Origin of the sequence: Hungatella hominis, from assembly GCF_014288005.1 — a bacterium.
Lineage (GTDB): Bacteria > Bacillota > Clostridia > Lachnospirales > Lachnospiraceae > Hungatella > Hungatella effluvii.
This window is the reverse complement of record NZ_JACOPB010000004.1, coordinates 301,926-317,320: the sequence shown is the minus strand read 5'-3', so window position 1 is coordinate 317,320 and position 15,395 is coordinate 301,926. Positions and strand designations below refer to the sequence as shown.

The following is a 15,395-nucleotide window of genomic DNA, read 5'->3' as shown; positions in this document are numbered from 1 at the left end:
TAAAACCTTCAATTCTTATATTCTTTTGTTATCAAAATAGTTCCTACAAAATATACCACGAAACTTTACATCAGTAAAGCAAATGTTTATAATGAAAACATTGACCTTCCGGCCGGCGGAGAAATATGCCGATTTCGGACTGTTTGAGAAGCAAGGAGGAAATCTATGAAGAAAATTCATATATCACTGTTCAGCGCGATTGTGCTGGTAATTATTCTGGCAGCATTGTACGGAAATCTGACCGGAAAGAATGATCCGCTGTTTGACCAGGGGACGAAAACCACGTTTTATGCAGAAACAGAGGTTGGAAAGGAGCCGGATATCAGGGCTGAGAATTATTTTTCCGAAGAGGAATATGATTTATCGAAATTTACCTTTGATTTGAGCAGCTGTAACTGGGAGCAGGAAGGAATCTGCCAGATTCCGGTACTGTATAACGGAAAGGAAACAAACTGCGTGGTTTCTCTGGAAGTCATGGGGGCTGCGGGCAGAATACCGGAGACAAAAGCAGGAATGAGCGAGGATACGGCAATCACCAATTAATATTTATTTTTTTTTCACCCAAAGTGTCACAAATCTCTGGCTGGATTGTTTTATAGTCAGAAGGAGGGGATGGGCATGGAACAGGACGAGTTTACAACTGTATACAGGCAGTTTTACAGGCCGCTTTACGTCTATGCGCTGTCTCTTTCCGGTAACCGGTCTGATGCGGAAGACCTGGTGCAGTCCACATTTTTGAAAGCGCTGTTGTCTTATGAGGGAGGCGGAAGTCTGCGTTACTGGCTTACCAAGGTACTGAAGAATGAGTATTTCAACCTGTGGAAGAGGCGTAACCGTCTGGTGGATGAAGGAAGCTTTGATTTATCGCTTATCAGGCAGGAGGATCACATTCTGGAGGATCTGATTCAGGATGAGGAGAAGCGTCTTTTACTGGAAGCGATAACCACGCTCCCGGTTCACTATAAGGAAGTGCTGCTGGATTCGGTCTATTTTCATTTAAGCGATGAGGAGATCGGAAGATCCATGGGAATCACAAAAGAGAATGTACGGCAGATCCGGTCCCGTGCAAAGAAACAGGTCATGAGGTTGTTGGAGGTGAAAGATCATGAAGGATTTTGATGAACTGGCAGAAGGCTTGAGTGATCTGCCGGAATGGAATATTATGGAGGACACAGGCCTGGAGAGGCAGATTGAGCGTCAGATTAACAGAAGGATTACAAAGATCAGCCTTCGCACGCTCTTCGCAGTGGCGATTGCGGCGGCGGTGCTGCTTCTGATCATTAATCCTGTGATGAAACTCTGCAGTTTTAATCCACGCCCCCTGTTTACATCGGCTGAGGCGGCCTACGAGAATGAATTTACGAAATATATGAGGGTTTATTATGAAACTGCCCAGCCATATGTAACGGTATACGATTCCAGCCTGAAGGATCGTGGATTTGGCCGTTACGTAATTGAAATGAGTGTTTTGGACACCAGCAGTCCCATATATGTGGGACTTCCTCCCAATGTTAAGATGAATGTAAACTGGGGCAGAATTGCAGTTGAAGATCCTCAGAATCTTACGGCGGTTACCGCGAACCGTTATGGCTACGGACTGATGAGCGAAGAGGATAAAGCTGCACTTAAGGAAGAGATGGAAGAACTTCCGGATTCCAGTGTGATTCATTTATCACTCAGTACCAGGACCGCGAAACCGGTATCTGAAGTGATTGACGCCCCGATCCAGGTAAACTGGGTGGAAATATATAATGAAGAAGGAAAGGTACGCGGTGGTCTTACGATCAGAAAGAGCATTATGGGAGAGGATGAACGCGACCGGGTGGGAATGACAGATGAAGAGTTAAAGCAGGAGTATCTGGGGAATCTGGAATATCTGCTTTCACAGCCGCAGCTGTTGAATGCTTTGGGCCTCCGTATGGGAAGCAAAGGACGGTATTACGTATATCCTACGACGGTGGAACCAGTGAAGGTATTGCTGGATCAGACCAGGGAGCAGGCGGTACTGACCACGAAGAACTACTGTATTTCCGGAAAGAAGCAGGAGATACTGGATTATTTGAATACCATAGACTATACTTCTGTCATGGTGGATGATGTACGTTTATCAATTTTGGGGAAGAGGAAGTAAATTCATGCCGCATACAAATTTTACAACACTTTGTTATATCGAAACGGAAGACAGCTATCTGATGCTGCACCGGGTGAAAAAAGAAGGGGATATGAACCGAGATAAGTGGCTGGGCGTAGGCGGCCACTTTGAGAAGGGAGAGAGTCCGGAGGAGTGTCTGCTTCGGGAGGTGAAGGAAGAGACCGGACTCACACTCTTAAGGTGGTGTTTCCGCGGCCTTGTCACGTTCGTTTCTGACCGTTGGCCGGAAGAGTATATGTGCCTGTATACAGCTGACCGCTATGAGGGGACGATCGGTGATTGCCGGGAAGGACAGCTCGAATGGGTAAAAAAGGATCAGATTCGGGAACTGAGTCTGTGGGAAGGCGACCTGATCTTCTTTGAATTGCTGCAGAATAACCAGCCTTTCTTTTCGTTGAAGCTTTGTTATAAAGGGGAGCGGCTGACTCAGGCAGTACTGGATGGCAGTTCTCTGGAACTATTGGATGAACGGGATGCGGATGGGAGTGTAACCGGACGTGCCAGGGCCAGATTTCTGATGCACCGCTATGGAGATCTCCATGGAACGTCCCATGTGTGGATCGTGAGGTCTAATGACAAGAGTGGATTCGATCTGCTGCTTCAGAAGCGGAGCGAGGAGAAGGATGCGTTTCCGGGGTGTTACGATATTTCATCGGCAGGACATATTCCGGCCGGGGACGATTATCTGGAGTCAGCTGTCAGAGAACTGGAGGAGGAACTGGGAATCACTGTCCGGCCAGAGGAACTAACCTTTGTAGGGCTTCATGATGAGACGGATATTGCAGAATTTTACGGGAAACCATTTCATAACCATGAAATATGCAGAGTCTATGTATACACAAGGCCGATAGAAGCAGATCGGCTGAAGCTTCAGAAGGAAGAGGTAGAATCTGTCATGTGGATAGACTATGACGAGTGCCTTTCCCGAATCGAGAATCATACCCTGAAAAATTGCCTGAATGTGAAAGAACTCCAGATGCTGAAAACGTGGTGGACAGAAGGTGGAAGGAAATTCCGTTGACATTTGAAGATTGACATGATATAGTAGCGATAAATAAAAATGATTGGAAGTGTGTGTTTGTTAATTGCATCTGAATATGGCGCATAGAAAGAGAATAGCGGGAACAGGAACAGCTTAAGAGAAGATTGATTTTGTAAGGCAGAATCTTCTTTCTATTTTGTGTACCTGTTTGGACCATAGGGATGTGAATGGCAGTGATATACACGAAAAGGATGAATCGTTATCTGCAGGAACATAGCCAGCCCTATGATCCTGCAGTTTTTTGTGTAACAGGAAAGTGCTCCTGTTACACAAAAAGCCCTCCGGGCAGGATGCGCACTCCGCGCTAAGGAAGTATGGTTGCTGAGGCAACCGCGCTCCGGCGCGAGAGTCCGGCGAGCCGGACTCTTTATTCGTAATAAGAAAAGCTGCTGTCTATTCCTCTTCTGATGACGCCTGGCTGCTACTGGTAAAGGAACAATAAAACAGGAGAAAGAACAATGAACAACACATTTCATACATTAGAATTTGACCATATATTAAGACAACTGGAAGAACTGGCATGTACAAAGTCAGCAAAAGAGAGAATACGCAGCCTGGAACCGTATCTGTACGAGGGCGATGTAAGGAAGAGTCAGAAAGATACGACAGAGGCGAGACTGATTATTGAAAGTGCAGGAATGCCGCCGATTGCATCCATGGGTGATGTGGATGACATCCTGATTATAGTCGGACAGGACGGCTGTCTGTCAGCCGAACAGCTGGAATCGGTCGGTATGACGCTGACGGCGGTAAAACGCCTGAAGGACTTTTTGAACCGGTGCAGATATTTAAACACGAGTCTGGCCTGCTATGATGAGGAACTGGATCCCCTGGAGCACTTGAGGGAGCAGCTCGCGGAAGCTGTCAGAGGGGGACGGGTTGAGGACGGAGCCAGCCGCCTTCTCAGAAGTCTGCGGCAGGACATGATCCGTATGGAGGAAAAGGTCCGGGCCAAAGCGGATTCTATCTTAAAGAGCAGGAAGAGCTGTTTTGCTGATCATTACGTGACGAACCGTAATGGCAAGATGTGTCTGCCTGTAAAGAAGGAATACCGGTCATCGGTGCCGGGAAGCGTGATTGATAAGTCCGCTACAGGGGCCACTCTTTTTATCGAACCGGAAGCGGTTGCCTCTATGAATTCAGAGCTGGAGCTGCTGAAGATGGAAGAAGAGAATGAAACGAGACGAATTCTCTATGAATTGACGGTAATGGTGGCGGAAAACCGGGAGGTTTTCGAAGCCGACAAGAGACTGATTGAGAAGCTGGACTATATATTCGCCAAAGGAAAGTTAAGCGCTGCCATGGAGGCGAAAGAACCGCAGATCAACATGGAACGGTACATTCGAATCAGGAACGGCAGACATCCGCTGATGAGCCGGGAACACGCAGTGCCCTTGAGCTTCGAACTCGGAGACAGGGGAAATGGTGTCGTCATTACAGGGCCCAATACAGGCGGGAAGACTGTGACGATGAAGACGGTGGGACTGTTCTGTATCATGGCGCAGTGCGGACTTCACGTGCCATGTGAAGAAGCCAGTCTCTGTATGAATAATCAGGTGCTGTGCGATATTGGAGACGGACAGAATATATCTGAGAATCTGTCCACATTTTCCGCTCACATTACAAATGTGCTGGATATTTTGAAAAAAGCAGGACCGGAGAGTCTGGTACTTCTGGACGAACTTGGGTCCGGTACGGATCCGGTGGAGGGAATGGGGATTGCCATTGCCATATTGGAGAGTCTGAGGCAGTGCGGATGTCTGTTCCTGGTTACTACCCACTATCCGGAGGTGAAGGGGTATGCGGAAGCGGCCGATGGTGTTGAGAATGCGAGAATGGCCTTTGACCGGGAGACCCTGCAGCCGCTTTACCGGCTTGTACAGGGAGAAGCGGGAGAGAGCTGCGCCCTGTTTATTGCTAAAAAATTAGGTATGCCGGACGCCATGCTTTTAAGAGCGGAACAGGCTGCATACGGCAACTTGAAACCAGAGTGGCTTCAGGCGGAGAGCGGAGGCAAAAAGAAAAAGCATGTCATTCTTCCGGAAGGCCCCCGTATTCGAAAACAGAAGGAAGAAAAGGGAATTCAGAAGGAACTGGCTGTGAAGTTTACAGTTGGCGACAGTGTTTTAGTTCTGCCGGATAAAAAGACGGGAATTGTATGCAGAACGGTGAATGAGAAGGGTGTCCTCCAGGTGCAGCTGCAGGACAGGAAGATATGGATCAATCACAAACGGATAAAGCTTTTAGTCGCAGCAGAAGAGCTCTATCCGGAAGATTACGATTTCTCGATTATATTTGACACAGTGGAAAATCGGAAGAATCGGCATCAGATGGAGAGGAAACACCAGGAGGGTGTAGAAATCAGGAGGGAGGATGAATGAATGATGGAGGAAGAACGGCTTGACCGGTATCTGGCTTTTATAAAGGAGACAGAGCTTTTAAAGAATGTACTGCGCACGGCGTGGGGATCTGCAGGGAGACAGGAGAGCACGGCTGAACACAGCTGGAGGCTGGCTCTCTTTGCCGCTCTGATGCTGGGCGAATATCCGGAACTGGATGGAAAGAGGGTACTTATCATGTGCCTGATCCATGATCTGGGGGAGCTGTATGACGGTGATATATCGGCCGCTCTGCTGCCAGATGAACAGCAAAAGCATGCGGAGGAGCAGCGGTCTGTGGAACGGCTGTTTTCATTTCTTCCGGATAAGGATCGTGAGAATTTTATGGCGATCTGGAAGGAATATAACGAGAACAGGTCTCCTGAGGCCCATCTGGTGAAGGCTCTGGATAAGGCGGAAACTATTTTGCAGCATAATCAGGGAATGAATCCCTCCGATTTTGATTATGAATTTAATCTGCAGTACGGCGCAGCCTATTTTCGTGAAGACGGGCTGATGGCCGTACTGCGTGACAGATTGGATCAGGAGACGAAGAAACACATTATGTAGGAACCTGCGTAGTGGGCTCCGGTGATTCGGCCGGCTCCGATTGCGGTTCCGGTTCCGGCATGGAAAGCTCGGATAAGAGAGAACGGAATATCTTGACGTGAAGCTCTTCATCCGCGATGATGCGGTTTAAAATTGATCGAATATGTCCATCTTCAATCCATTCAGATTGAGCATGGTATTTGCGGATAGCTTCGATCTCTCCTTCGAGTGCGTTATTGAGCAGTGCATGAATCTGCGTCGGATACTGGTTGCATCCGGGACACCAATAATACATGCGCCCTTTGTTATAGCTCCATAACCGCGGGTCAGTTCCCAGCTTTAAAGCCAGTTCACCGAAGATATCGAGGTGCCGCATTTCCACAATGCTGATCCGGTGGAAACATTCGGCTACGTCGTGATAGTACTCCCTGGTGACCAGGCTGTTATAAAAGTAAAGGCTGACCGCGGTCATCTCGGAGTTACAGGCACCGATATTGGAAAGAATCGCGGCCGCATACTGGGGATTTTTGCCGTCCACCTTTACGGGTGGATACGGAGTATGATCTGAGTAATGAAATGTTGCTATATCCATGAAATATCCTCGTTAAATAAGGTTCTTATTCAATATATAAGCAAAAAAAGACGAGTTATGACTGGAAAGTTAAAAAAGTGGCGGCAGGAGGGAAAAAGAGATGAATTTGAAGGAAGTGTTAATGGACTATATACCATATAATGAACAGGAAGAAAAAGACCGGGAACAGATTCTGAAGTTTTTGGAGCGAGGGGATCTGGTATATACGAGAGAGAGCAAAGACGTCCATATGACGGCCTCGGCATGGGTGACAAACCGTGAGCGCAGTAAAATTTTGATGGCGTATCATAATATTTACGATTCGTGGGCATGGCTGGGCGGTCATGCGGATGGAGAGAAGAACCTGCTTCTGGTGGCTCAAAAAGAGGCGATGGAGGAGAGCGGGCTTCGCTCTGTGAGCCCTGTCACCGAAGATATCTTTTCCATTGAGATACTGACTGTGTCCGGCCATATAAAAAATGGAAGCTATGTATCGTCTCACCTTCATTTGAACATCACCTATCTGCTGGAGGCGGATGAAGAAGCAAATCTGCATGAAAAAGAGGATGAAAACAGTGATGTGCGCTGGTTTTTGACGAAGGATGGAATCAACGCATCAAAGGAGCCGTGGATGCAGACCTGGGTTTATCGAAAACTTGCAGAAAAGATGAAGAGTTATGAATATTAACAGAAAATTGATAACTATTTTGTGATTTGCTGTTTTATTTTTCCTGATTATGCTTTATAATAGAACCAGCTTATATATTTGCCAAGAAAGACAACGAGGTGATTGATATGAAGATAGTTTATGCAATTGTCAGTTCCGATGATGGAAACCGTGTGACAGATGTACTGAATGAAAACAGCTTCAGCGTAACGAAATTGGCTACTACCGGTGGGTTCTTGAAGAAAGGCAACTCTACTCTGATGATTGGTACGAATGATGACAAGGTTGAGGAAGTAATTAATTTAATTAAGGATACCTGTGGAAAGAGACAGAAGATAACCTGTAATGTTCCGGCACCGAATATTGCATCTATTTCAGCAGGATATATGATGATGCCAATGACAGTTGAGCTTGGCGGAGCAACGATATTTGTAACGGACGTGGAACGGTTCGAAAAGATTTAAGCGGAAAGAGGGATTGCAGGAAGCTGTGATCCCTTTTATTTTTGCCTTTATAAATGGAAGTGAACAGAACCCCTAGAACTCTTTTTTCCTGTTGGACATAGAATAATAATGGAAAGAGAATTCAGGAGGTTTTTTATGAGTTGTAAATATTATCCGAAGGCGGGGGGCCCGTTTGGAATCCCCAATTTCGATAACCATATATCTGATGGACAACAGGAGTACCAGTCTGTTTCACAGCAGTCGCCGTATGCAGACCGTCCAGGCTGTCCGAATGTATCAAATCGTAGCTGTGGAGGTACTTGTGGTAGTAATTGCGGTAATAACTGCAGTAATAACATGTGCCACTGCTGTCCAGGGCCTCAGGGACCGAGAGGACCGCAGGGACTTCCAGGTCTTCCGGGTCCGCAGGGGCCGCAGGGCTGTCCTGGGCCGAGAGGGCCTCAGGGCGCGACAGGTCCGCAGGGGCCTCGTGGGGCAACAGGGCCGCAGGGGCCGCAGGGACCAAGAGGTTTTCAGGGCGTTACAGGTCCGCAGGGGCCTGCCGGTGTGACAGGTCCTCAGGGACCGCAAGGTGTAACCGGACTTCAGGGACTTCCTGGAGCAACAGGTGCTACCGGTGCAGCAGGAGCTGCAGGTCCGAGAGGAGCTACAGGTCCGACAGGTCCAACAGGAGCAACCGGCCCAATGGGTCCGACAGGAGCGACAGGGGCAGCAGGCAGAACAGGAGCAACAGGTGCGACCGGCGCGACTGGCGCGACTGGAGTCGCAGGCCCAATCGGCCCGACTGGCGCAACGGGAGCGAATGGCCCGGCAGGTGCTACAGGAGCGACTGGAGCAACGGGAGCAAACGGAGCCGCAGGTGCGACGGGTGCAACTGGAGCAACGGGAGCGAATGGAGCCGCAGGTGCGACGGGTGCCACTGGCGCTACCGGAGCTGCAGGCCCGATTGGCCCGACCGGACCAACGGGAGCTAATGGTGTTGCAGGTGCGACAGGAGCTACCGGAGCAACGGGAGCGAATGGAGCCGCAGGTCCGACAGGCCCAACAGGAGCCGCCGGAGCCGCTGGAGCAACGGGAGCAACTGGAGCAACAGGCGCTACTGGAGCAGCAGGAGCGGCTGGAGCCACCGGAGCTACAGGTGCCACTGGTGCTACCGGAGCAAATGGTGTGGCAGGTGCCACTGGAGCGGCTGGAGCAGCCGGAGCCACTGGCGCCACAGGTGCAACCGGAAGCGCAGGTCCGATGGGAGCCACAGGCCCGACAGGCCCAACAGGTCCGACAGGTCCAACCGGAGCCACAGGTCCAACCGGAGCCAACGGAGTGGCAGGAGCCACAGGAGCCACCGGAGCTACAGGAGCGGCCGGAGCCGCAGGCGCAACCGGAGCAACGGGAGCGACTGGCGCAGCAGGAGCGGCAGGAGCCACGGGAGCTACAGGTCCAACAGGTCCAACAGGTCCGACAGGCGCTAACGGAGCAACGGGAGCGAATGGAGCCACAGGCCCAACAGGAGCCACGGGAGCAACAGGAGCAGCCGGAGCGGCCGGAGCAACAGGAGCAACAGGTCCAACAGGAGCGACAGGAGCAGCCGGAGCGGCCGGAGCAACAGGAGCCACTGGAGCGACAGGAGCAGCCGGAGCAACAGGAGCCACTGGAGCGACAGGAGCAGCCGGAGCAGCCGGAGCAACAGGAGCCACGGGAGCCACGGGTGCAACGGGAGCAACAGGGGCCACAGGCGCTACGGGAGCAACAGGAGCAACCGGTGCAGCGGGTATAGCCGGAAGCAGTGCAATTATTCCGTATTCATCTGGATTACCAATTACAATGACAACAATTCTCGGCGGATTAGCTGGTATTCCATCATTAATTGGTTTTGGAGACAGCGCACCAAGTGTTGGTGTGTTGGGAACAACAATCGATTTAACAAATGCGTCCGGAACACTTACAAACTTTGCATTTTCAGTACCGCGTGATGGTGTGATCACTTCTATGTCCGCATTTTTCAGCAGTACTGTGGCATTGTCTTTAGTAGGTTCGACAATTACAATCCGGGCACAGCTTTATCAATCTACGACACCGAATAACATTTTCTCACCGATTGCAGGGGCAGTTGTTACGTTGGCTCCAGCTCTCAGCGGTCTCATTTCCATTGGTGATATCTCCAGTGGGTCGACGACAGGGCTTTCAATCCCGGTGACAATGAATACACGTCTCTTACTTGTATTTTCAACTACGGCTACGGGCCTTAATCTTGTAAACAGTGTTGTAGGTTATGCAAGTGCTGGTGTGGCTATATCATAAAGAAAAATAGAAGCAAAGGAATAAATGTCTCCTTGTATTAATGGGTGAAGAAAACACTGGCAGTTCATATTTTGTTGAACTGCCGGTGTTTTTTGTATAGGTGTGATGAAAAACAGGAGTATGCTGAAAATCATTTCTGCTGCATGTACAATTCCATTTTTCAGTATGACAGCATCAAATCAAAAGGGCATAGGTGGCGGTTTTTTCAGGCATTTCATTTTATATTTAGAATGACGTGCCGCAGAGCAATGAATTATTCAGATATATTTCAGCAGATTGCAAATGACTTCAATGTGGTAATATGCCTTTGTGACATAATACAAGCCTCCGCATATAATAGCCTAGGTGTATTAGATCCATCTGTGCGTCTGATTACAGGACGAAACAGCTGGCGCCTGGGAATGGAGTAAATTTAAAATATCGGTTTCGGCTGCATGGCACAATATACCTGGCAGCTCCATTCATGCAGCATATTGATTTGCAGCTTAATCAGGAAAGGAACATGCGTGATGCTTAGGGACAATGATAATGATAACCGCGGACACGGTGATGTGAGGAATTGTGAGAACACCTCTTGTAACAGATGCTGCTGCAAGCGCTGTTGTCCCATCTGTCCTCCGGAACAGAGGTCCTGTAACTTAAGTGGTGTACAGGTACAGCTGTGCGGGGCGGCAAGAGCACTTTTAGAAAACAACAGCAATGTCGTGTTTGATAAAATGGTAAACCAGTCAAATCCAAGAATCCAATATAATGATATGACGGGAGAGTTCACATTACCTTCCAATGGAAGCTACTATGTTTCCTGGGAGGTGGCTATTGATGGGTCAGAAACTGTGCAGAGTATTGATTTTTGTGTGGTAGTTAACAATGTCATGATATCAGTCAGTTCGTCTTCACAGGTAACCTGTCAACTGGCAGGAACAGCTCTTATTACGACGGGAAAAACACCGGGAAGACTCTCACTTGTAAATATAAGCGGAGGTATTGTGAGGTACACGGAAGCTTCGGTACAGGCTAATCTTGTGATTGCAGGAATTACTTGTCAGGCTGGTAGTTACAAAAGCAATTGAATAAATCAGAAGTTTACGCAATAAAACATTGCGATTTATATAGAATTTAGGGAAGGTGATATTATGGCTGATATAGGATTACAACTTCAAAATACTATTGCTGATTATATCGCTGTAGGCGGTGCGGTCCTTTTCAATGAGACGCTCGTCAACGATGATCCAAACGTAGTTTATAATCCTGCTGATGGAGCAATATCCTTTGTGCAGGAAGGCGAATATTATGTATCTTGGTTTGTGGTGACGAAAACGGGGCTTGGCACATCTGGGCCAAGCTTTTCCATTGTGACCAATGAAGCCACGCCTACGTATTATACGGCTGGTAGCGGTATAAAAACAGGAGAAATATCCGGTTTTGCACTTCTCAATGTAAGTGCCGGATTTAGTTTTACACTTCGAAATGTGACCAATGGTGGTGTTCGGCTTAATGATAATGTAGAAATTATGGCTGGAATTGCAGTAGTCAATATCGGTAAGGGGGGGCCAACTGGCCCGACTGGTGCCACTGGTGCAACCGGAGCGACTGGTGCAACGGGAGTGACCGGTCCTCAAGGAGTTATAGGCCCGACTGGGGCGACAGGAGCTACGGGCCCGCAAGGGGATATAGGTCCAACGGGAGTAACTGGCGCAACGGGGGTGCAGGGAAATACCGGGTCAACGGGAGCGACAGGAGCAACAGGCCCACAGGGAGATATAGGCCCGATGGGGGCAACTGGTTCAACAGGAGCAACAGGACCGCAGGGAGATACCGGGTCAACGGGAGCGACAGGAGCAACAGGCCCACAGGGAGATATAGGACCGACGGGGGCAACTGGTTCAACAGGAGCAACAGGACCGCAGGGAGATACCGGGGCAACGGGCCTGACGGGAGCAACGGGCCCGACGGGAGCAACAGGTCCACAGGGAGATATAGGCCCGACGGGGGCAACAGGCCCATCAGGAGTGGTTGGTGGTATTCAGCTTGAAGTTAAGAATAGTTCGGGAAACAATGTTGTGGATGGAGGAGTATTTACTTTTGATACAATCTTTGCAAATTTAGCTCCGGATATCACAAATACGGCTGGGACTATAGAAATTACGGCAGAAGGTTTATATTTTGTTGATTGGTGGTTGAATTTAGACGGATCAGGAGATCTCGACTTTGTAGTAGTGAACTTAGTTAATGCTGCGACATCCGCTATAATTGGCGAAAGTTATGCACCGCCATCCATACCGGGACAATTTTATGGGAATGCGATTCTTCAAGTAACGGCTGGTCAATTACCATTTACAATGCAATTGGTAAACCAATCAGGTGCGGCACTGACGTTATCAGATATAACTGTTCAGGCGAGTATGCGTATAGTAGAGGCCAAAGTGTAAGCCATATTTGAATATGGCTAGGAATAAAAGGTTTTAAAAGAGGTGTTATAATGGCTGGTTTAGGATTACAGTTACAAAATACGACGCCCCTTATTGTATCTGCAAATGCTGCAGTAATGTTTAACGAAATATTGGTTAATTCTGATACCAATGTAACGTATAATCCGGCAGATGGTATGATAACGTTTATAAATGCGGGGCAATACTATGTATCATGGTTTGTGACTGTCAAAACAGCACTTGGCGTATTCGGTCCAAGTTTTTCGGTTGTGACTAACGAAACGCCATCCAGTAGTTATAGTGCTGGCAGTGGAATAAAAAATGGAGAGATATTTGGCTCGGCAGTTTTGACAGTTACAGCAGGTTTTAGTATTTCATTAAGAAATGAATTAGCTGCGGAGGTCAGTCTATCAGATGTGGTTCCGGTTAATGCTGGTATCAGTGTATTAAATGCTGGCTCAGCAGGTCCGACAGGTCCTACGGGAGCGACAGGTCCTACAGGGACGATAGGCCCCATAGGAGCGACAGGCCCGACGGGATCAACAGGAGCCACCGGTCCGCAAGGAGCGACCGGAGTGACGGGTCCACAAGGAGCCATAGGTCCGACAGGAGCGCAAGGCGTCATAGGTCCCGCCGGCCCGACAGGAGCGACAGGAGCGCAAGGCGTCACAGGTCCTACCGGCCCGACAGGAGCGCAAGGTGTCATAGGCCCTATCGGCCCGACAGGAGCGACAGGAACGCAAGGTGTCATAGGTCCCACCGGCCCGACAGGAGCGACAGGAGCGCAAGGCGTCACCGGCCCTATCGGCCCGACAGGAGCGACAGGAGCGCAAGGTGTCATAGGTCCCACCGGCCCTACAGGAGCGACAGGAGCGCAAGGCGTCACCGGCCCCACCGGCCCGACCGGAGCAACGGGACCGCAAGGTGTCATAGGTCCCACCGGCCCTACAGGAGCGACAGGAGCGGAAGGCGTCACCGGCCCCACCGGCCCGACCGGAGCAACGGGACCGCAAGGTGTCATAGGTCCCACCGGCCCTACAGGAGCGACAGGAGCGCAAGGCGTCACCGGCCCCATCGGCCCGACCGGAGCAACGGGACCGCAAGGTGTCATAGGTCCCACTGGAGCGACAGGACCGCAAGGTCTTATAGGCCCGACCGGAGCGACAGGACCGCAAGGCGTCATAGGCCCCACCGGCTCAACAGGTGCCACAGGTCCGACTGTCACCAGCGAAGGTTTTTCAGCATTTCTGTCAACAGCTAGTGTATCTGCCAGCAGTCAGCTAACTGGCTGGTCGGTGGCCGCCCCATACTTCAACAGTGGAAATTTTAATCCGGCGACTGGAAATTATACTGTGCCGGCCACAGGCAGATATATTATAGAAGCGACAATTAACTATGCAACGACAGCGGTAATTACAATCGCACTGGGGGCGGGAATTAACCCTGCATTTGTTGTACAGAGAAGTTCACCGACAGTGACCAGTTTAATTACAGGTTTATTTCCAATCTTAAATGTTAATATTGCGCTGATACTGTCATTAAGAACGATATTGGGCAGCGGAACTGTAACATTGGCTGGCGAGGTACAGCTAAATGCTGGTGATATCATCGGACTTTACTATGTAGCAAACGGACTTACGATCGGGCTGAATTTAGGTGGTTCCGGAAGTGGTATTGTATGGTCCGTAAATCAGATTAATTAGCAGCAATAAACAAAGGAAAAGCAAATGGTCTGGATTAAAACAGACCACATAAGTCAGGCGGATTCTTAAGAATCCGCCTGTTAAGAATACCTTAAACTCTGTTTACGATACCTTCCATTCGTATCTGGATCCACGCCTCACCCCATTTGCTGATTCTCCCTTATTAGCCTTTCAATTCATACCTTAATTTGCTTTTCGGAAAACGTCATAATTCCTCAAAAACTGTCTCCACCCCACCCTTAAATCTGCTTCACCCCTGAAAAAATCTGCCTCCACTCCCCCCAAAAATCTGTTCCCAGATCCCCCCTAAACCTGCCACCACTCCCCCAAAAAAATCTGTCCCCAGATCCCCCTCCCCAACCTGCCGCCAATCCAAAAAAATTCTGCCTCTCAATCCCCCCAAAATCCCCTCCTCTCCCATATCCTGGCCGCCCAATCAAGTTGTCTCCGAGTCCCCATCACCTCAATGCCGCCCCTTGTCCCCACCATCCAAAGGACAGGCAAGATGCCCAAATCCCGATATGTCACCTTTTTCCATTTTTTAAATATACTGTAGTATACCATCAGGGTATTAATAAAAGAAATAATATGGAGGTTCCATTATGAGTGATATGAACTATAATAACTGTGAGTGTGATCAGAGAGAATCCTGCGATTGTGACTGCAAATGTTACTGTGAATGTGAAAGATGCAGAGCTCTCGCTCCGAACAGAACAACATTAAAATGCGGCTGTCCTGGTGCGGTGACTCTTCCTCTGGCAACGATTGCAGGAACTAATTTTACAGTTGCTACAACAACTGTAGATACAAAAGGATTCCGTAAACCTTGCATTAAGTTTGAATTTGCCAGCAATATTGTTACTACGGCGGCAGTTCTTTCCCTGAATTTCCAGATTTTCAAACAGTGTAAAAATCAGCTGGTTCCGATTCCGGTTGGTCCTGTCTGGACGTTCTCCCGCCTCGTTGCTGTTACTGCGAGTGATTCATTCTCATTTTTCGTATGTGACTGCGATATCTGCGAGGCAGAATGCTGCACTTACAGTGTAGTTGCAACTGTTGCAGGTGTTGCAACGGTTGGTGTTACTTCTATTAACAATGCGACTCTTGGAGCTATTGTTGTCGATAACGCTACCGGTTGCTAA

General features: G+C 49.1%; 14 protein-coding genes. 13 read left to right on the top strand and 1 reads right to left on the bottom strand.

Annotated features, from left to right (window positions below; genetic code table 11):
* Window positions 1-165: 165 nt before the first annotated feature.
* The 6 genes from H8S75_RS11950 to H8S75_RS11925 all read left to right on the top strand — a co-directional run bounded on the left by H8S75_RS11950 (window position 166) and on the right by H8S75_RS11925 (window position 6,142).
* Window positions 166-543, top strand: coding sequence for a ty transcription activator TEC1 (locus H8S75_RS11950; RefSeq protein WP_187021807.1), 378 nt, complete (start codon window positions 166-168; stop codon window positions 541-543).
* 75 nt (window positions 544-618) lie between these two features.
* Window positions 619-1,119 carry an RNA polymerase sigma factor gene (locus H8S75_RS11945; protein WP_117623833.1) on the top strand — a complete coding sequence of 167 codons (501 nt, stop codon included), beginning with the start codon at window positions 619-621 and terminating at the stop codon, window positions 1,117-1,119.
* Window positions 1,106-2,131, top strand: a complete 1,026-nt coding sequence (locus H8S75_RS11940) for a hypothetical protein (RefSeq protein WP_187021805.1) — start codon at window positions 1,106-1,108, stop codon at window positions 2,129-2,131. The genes H8S75_RS11945 and H8S75_RS11940 overlap by 14 nt, the downstream gene beginning before the upstream one ends.
* 4 nt (window positions 2,132-2,135) lie before the next feature.
* The gene (locus tag H8S75_RS11935; RefSeq protein WP_187021803.1) at window positions 2,136-3,173 is read left to right on the top strand and encodes an NUDIX domain-containing protein; all 1,038 of its coding nucleotides are present in this window, start codon (window positions 2,136-2,138) and stop codon (window positions 3,171-3,173) included.
* Between the two features lie 479 nt (window positions 3,174-3,652).
* Entirely contained in the window at window positions 3,653-5,575 is a 1,923-nt protein-coding gene (locus H8S75_RS11930) for an endonuclease MutS2 (RefSeq protein WP_187021801.1), read from the top strand.
* A gap of 3 nt (window positions 5,576-5,578) precedes the next feature.
* Window positions 5,579-6,142 carry an HD domain-containing protein gene (locus H8S75_RS11925; protein ID WP_055657437.1) on the top strand — a complete coding sequence of 188 codons (564 nt, stop codon included), beginning with the start codon at window positions 5,579-5,581 and terminating at the stop codon, window positions 6,140-6,142.
* Here H8S75_RS11925 and H8S75_RS11920 read toward each other — a convergent pair.
* Window positions 6,135-6,713 carry a ferritin-like domain-containing protein gene (locus tag H8S75_RS11920; protein WP_187021784.1) on the bottom strand — a complete coding sequence of 193 codons (579 nt, stop codon included), beginning with the start codon at window positions 6,711-6,713 and terminating at the stop codon, window positions 6,135-6,137. The two genes, H8S75_RS11925 and H8S75_RS11920, sit on opposite strands and share 8 nt — an antisense overlap.
* A gap of 100 nt (window positions 6,714-6,813) precedes the next feature.
* On the opposite strand from H8S75_RS11920, the gene H8S75_RS11915 reads away from it, so the two are divergent.
* The 7 genes from H8S75_RS11915 (at window position 6,814) to H8S75_RS11885 (ending at window position 15,395) form a co-directional block, all read left to right on the top strand.
* Window positions 6,814-7,380 (top strand): NUDIX hydrolase, encoded by a 567-nt coding sequence (locus H8S75_RS11915; RefSeq protein ID WP_187021782.1) that lies wholly within the window; start codon window positions 6,814-6,816, stop codon window positions 7,378-7,380.
* Between the two features lie 107 nt (window positions 7,381-7,487).
* Complete coding sequence (locus tag H8S75_RS11910; RefSeq protein ID WP_002600650.1) at window positions 7,488-7,823, top strand: cyclic-di-AMP receptor; 336 nt, start codon at window positions 7,488-7,490, stop codon at window positions 7,821-7,823.
* Between the two features lie 135 nt (window positions 7,824-7,958).
* Window positions 7,959-10,121 carry an exosporium glycoprotein BclB-related protein gene (locus tag H8S75_RS11905; RefSeq protein WP_187021780.1) on the top strand — a complete coding sequence of 721 codons (2,163 nt, stop codon included), beginning with the start codon at window positions 7,959-7,961 and terminating at the stop codon, window positions 10,119-10,121.
* A gap of 509 nt (window positions 10,122-10,630) precedes the next feature.
* Window positions 10,631-11,191, top strand: a complete 561-nt coding sequence (locus H8S75_RS11900) for a C1q-like domain-containing protein (protein ID WP_349768913.1) — start codon at window positions 10,631-10,633, stop codon at window positions 11,189-11,191.
* Between the two features lie 63 nt (window positions 11,192-11,254).
* Window positions 11,255-12,550, top strand: a complete 1,296-nt coding sequence (locus H8S75_RS33090; RefSeq protein WP_279288662.1) for a collagen-like domain-containing protein — start codon at window positions 11,255-11,257, stop codon at window positions 12,548-12,550.
* A gap of 50 nt (window positions 12,551-12,600) precedes the next feature.
* On the top strand, window positions 12,601-14,253 hold the full coding sequence (locus H8S75_RS33085) for a collagen-like domain-containing protein (protein WP_187021777.1): 1,653 nt from the start codon (window positions 12,601-12,603) through the stop codon (window positions 14,251-14,253).
* A gap of 602 nt (window positions 14,254-14,855) precedes the next feature.
* A complete protein-coding gene (locus H8S75_RS11885; RefSeq protein ID WP_110321096.1) occupies window positions 14,856-15,395 on the top strand; it encodes a DUF4489 domain-containing protein in 540 nt (179 codons plus the stop codon).

What these genes read in the sequence shown, in the direction of transcription:
- H8S75_RS11885 (WP_110321096.1), top strand. Translation starts at nt 14,856, where the DNA reads ATGAGTGATATGAACTATAATAACTGTGAGTGTGATCAGAGAGAATCC.
- H8S75_RS33090 (WP_279288662.1), top strand. Translation starts at nt 11,255, where the DNA reads ATGGCTGATATAGGATTACAACTTCAAAATACTATTGCTGATTATATC.
- H8S75_RS11900 (WP_349768913.1), top strand. Translation starts at nt 10,631, where the DNA reads ATGCTTAGGGACAATGATAATGATAACCGCGGACACGGTGATGTGAGG.
- H8S75_RS11915 (WP_187021782.1), top strand. Translation starts at nt 6,814, where the DNA reads ATGAATTTGAAGGAAGTGTTAATGGACTATATACCATATAATGAACAG.
- H8S75_RS11930 (WP_187021801.1), top strand. Translation starts at nt 3,653, where the DNA reads ATGAACAACACATTTCATACATTAGAATTTGACCATATATTAAGACAA.
- H8S75_RS11910 (WP_002600650.1), top strand. Translation starts at nt 7,488, where the DNA reads ATGAAGATAGTTTATGCAATTGTCAGTTCCGATGATGGAAACCGTGTG.
- H8S75_RS11925 (WP_055657437.1), top strand. Translation starts at nt 5,579, where the DNA reads ATGGAGGAAGAACGGCTTGACCGGTATCTGGCTTTTATAAAGGAGACA.
- H8S75_RS11920 (WP_187021784.1), bottom strand. Translation starts at nt 6,713, where the DNA reads ATGGATATAGCAACATTTCATTACTCAGATCATACTCCGTATCCACCC.
- H8S75_RS11935 (WP_187021803.1), top strand. Translation starts at nt 2,136, where the DNA reads ATGCCGCATACAAATTTTACAACACTTTGTTATATCGAAACGGAAGAC.
- H8S75_RS11905 (WP_187021780.1), top strand. Translation starts at nt 7,959, where the DNA reads ATGAGTTGTAAATATTATCCGAAGGCGGGGGGCCCGTTTGGAATCCCC.
- H8S75_RS11940 (WP_187021805.1), top strand. Translation starts at nt 1,106, where the DNA reads ATGAAGGATTTTGATGAACTGGCAGAAGGCTTGAGTGATCTGCCGGAA.
- H8S75_RS33085 (WP_187021777.1), top strand. Translation starts at nt 12,601, where the DNA reads ATGGCTGGTTTAGGATTACAGTTACAAAATACGACGCCCCTTATTGTA.
- H8S75_RS11945 (WP_117623833.1), top strand. Translation starts at nt 619, where the DNA reads ATGGAACAGGACGAGTTTACAACTGTATACAGGCAGTTTTACAGGCCG.
- H8S75_RS11950 (WP_187021807.1), top strand. Translation starts at nt 166, where the DNA reads ATGAAGAAAATTCATATATCACTGTTCAGCGCGATTGTGCTGGTAATT.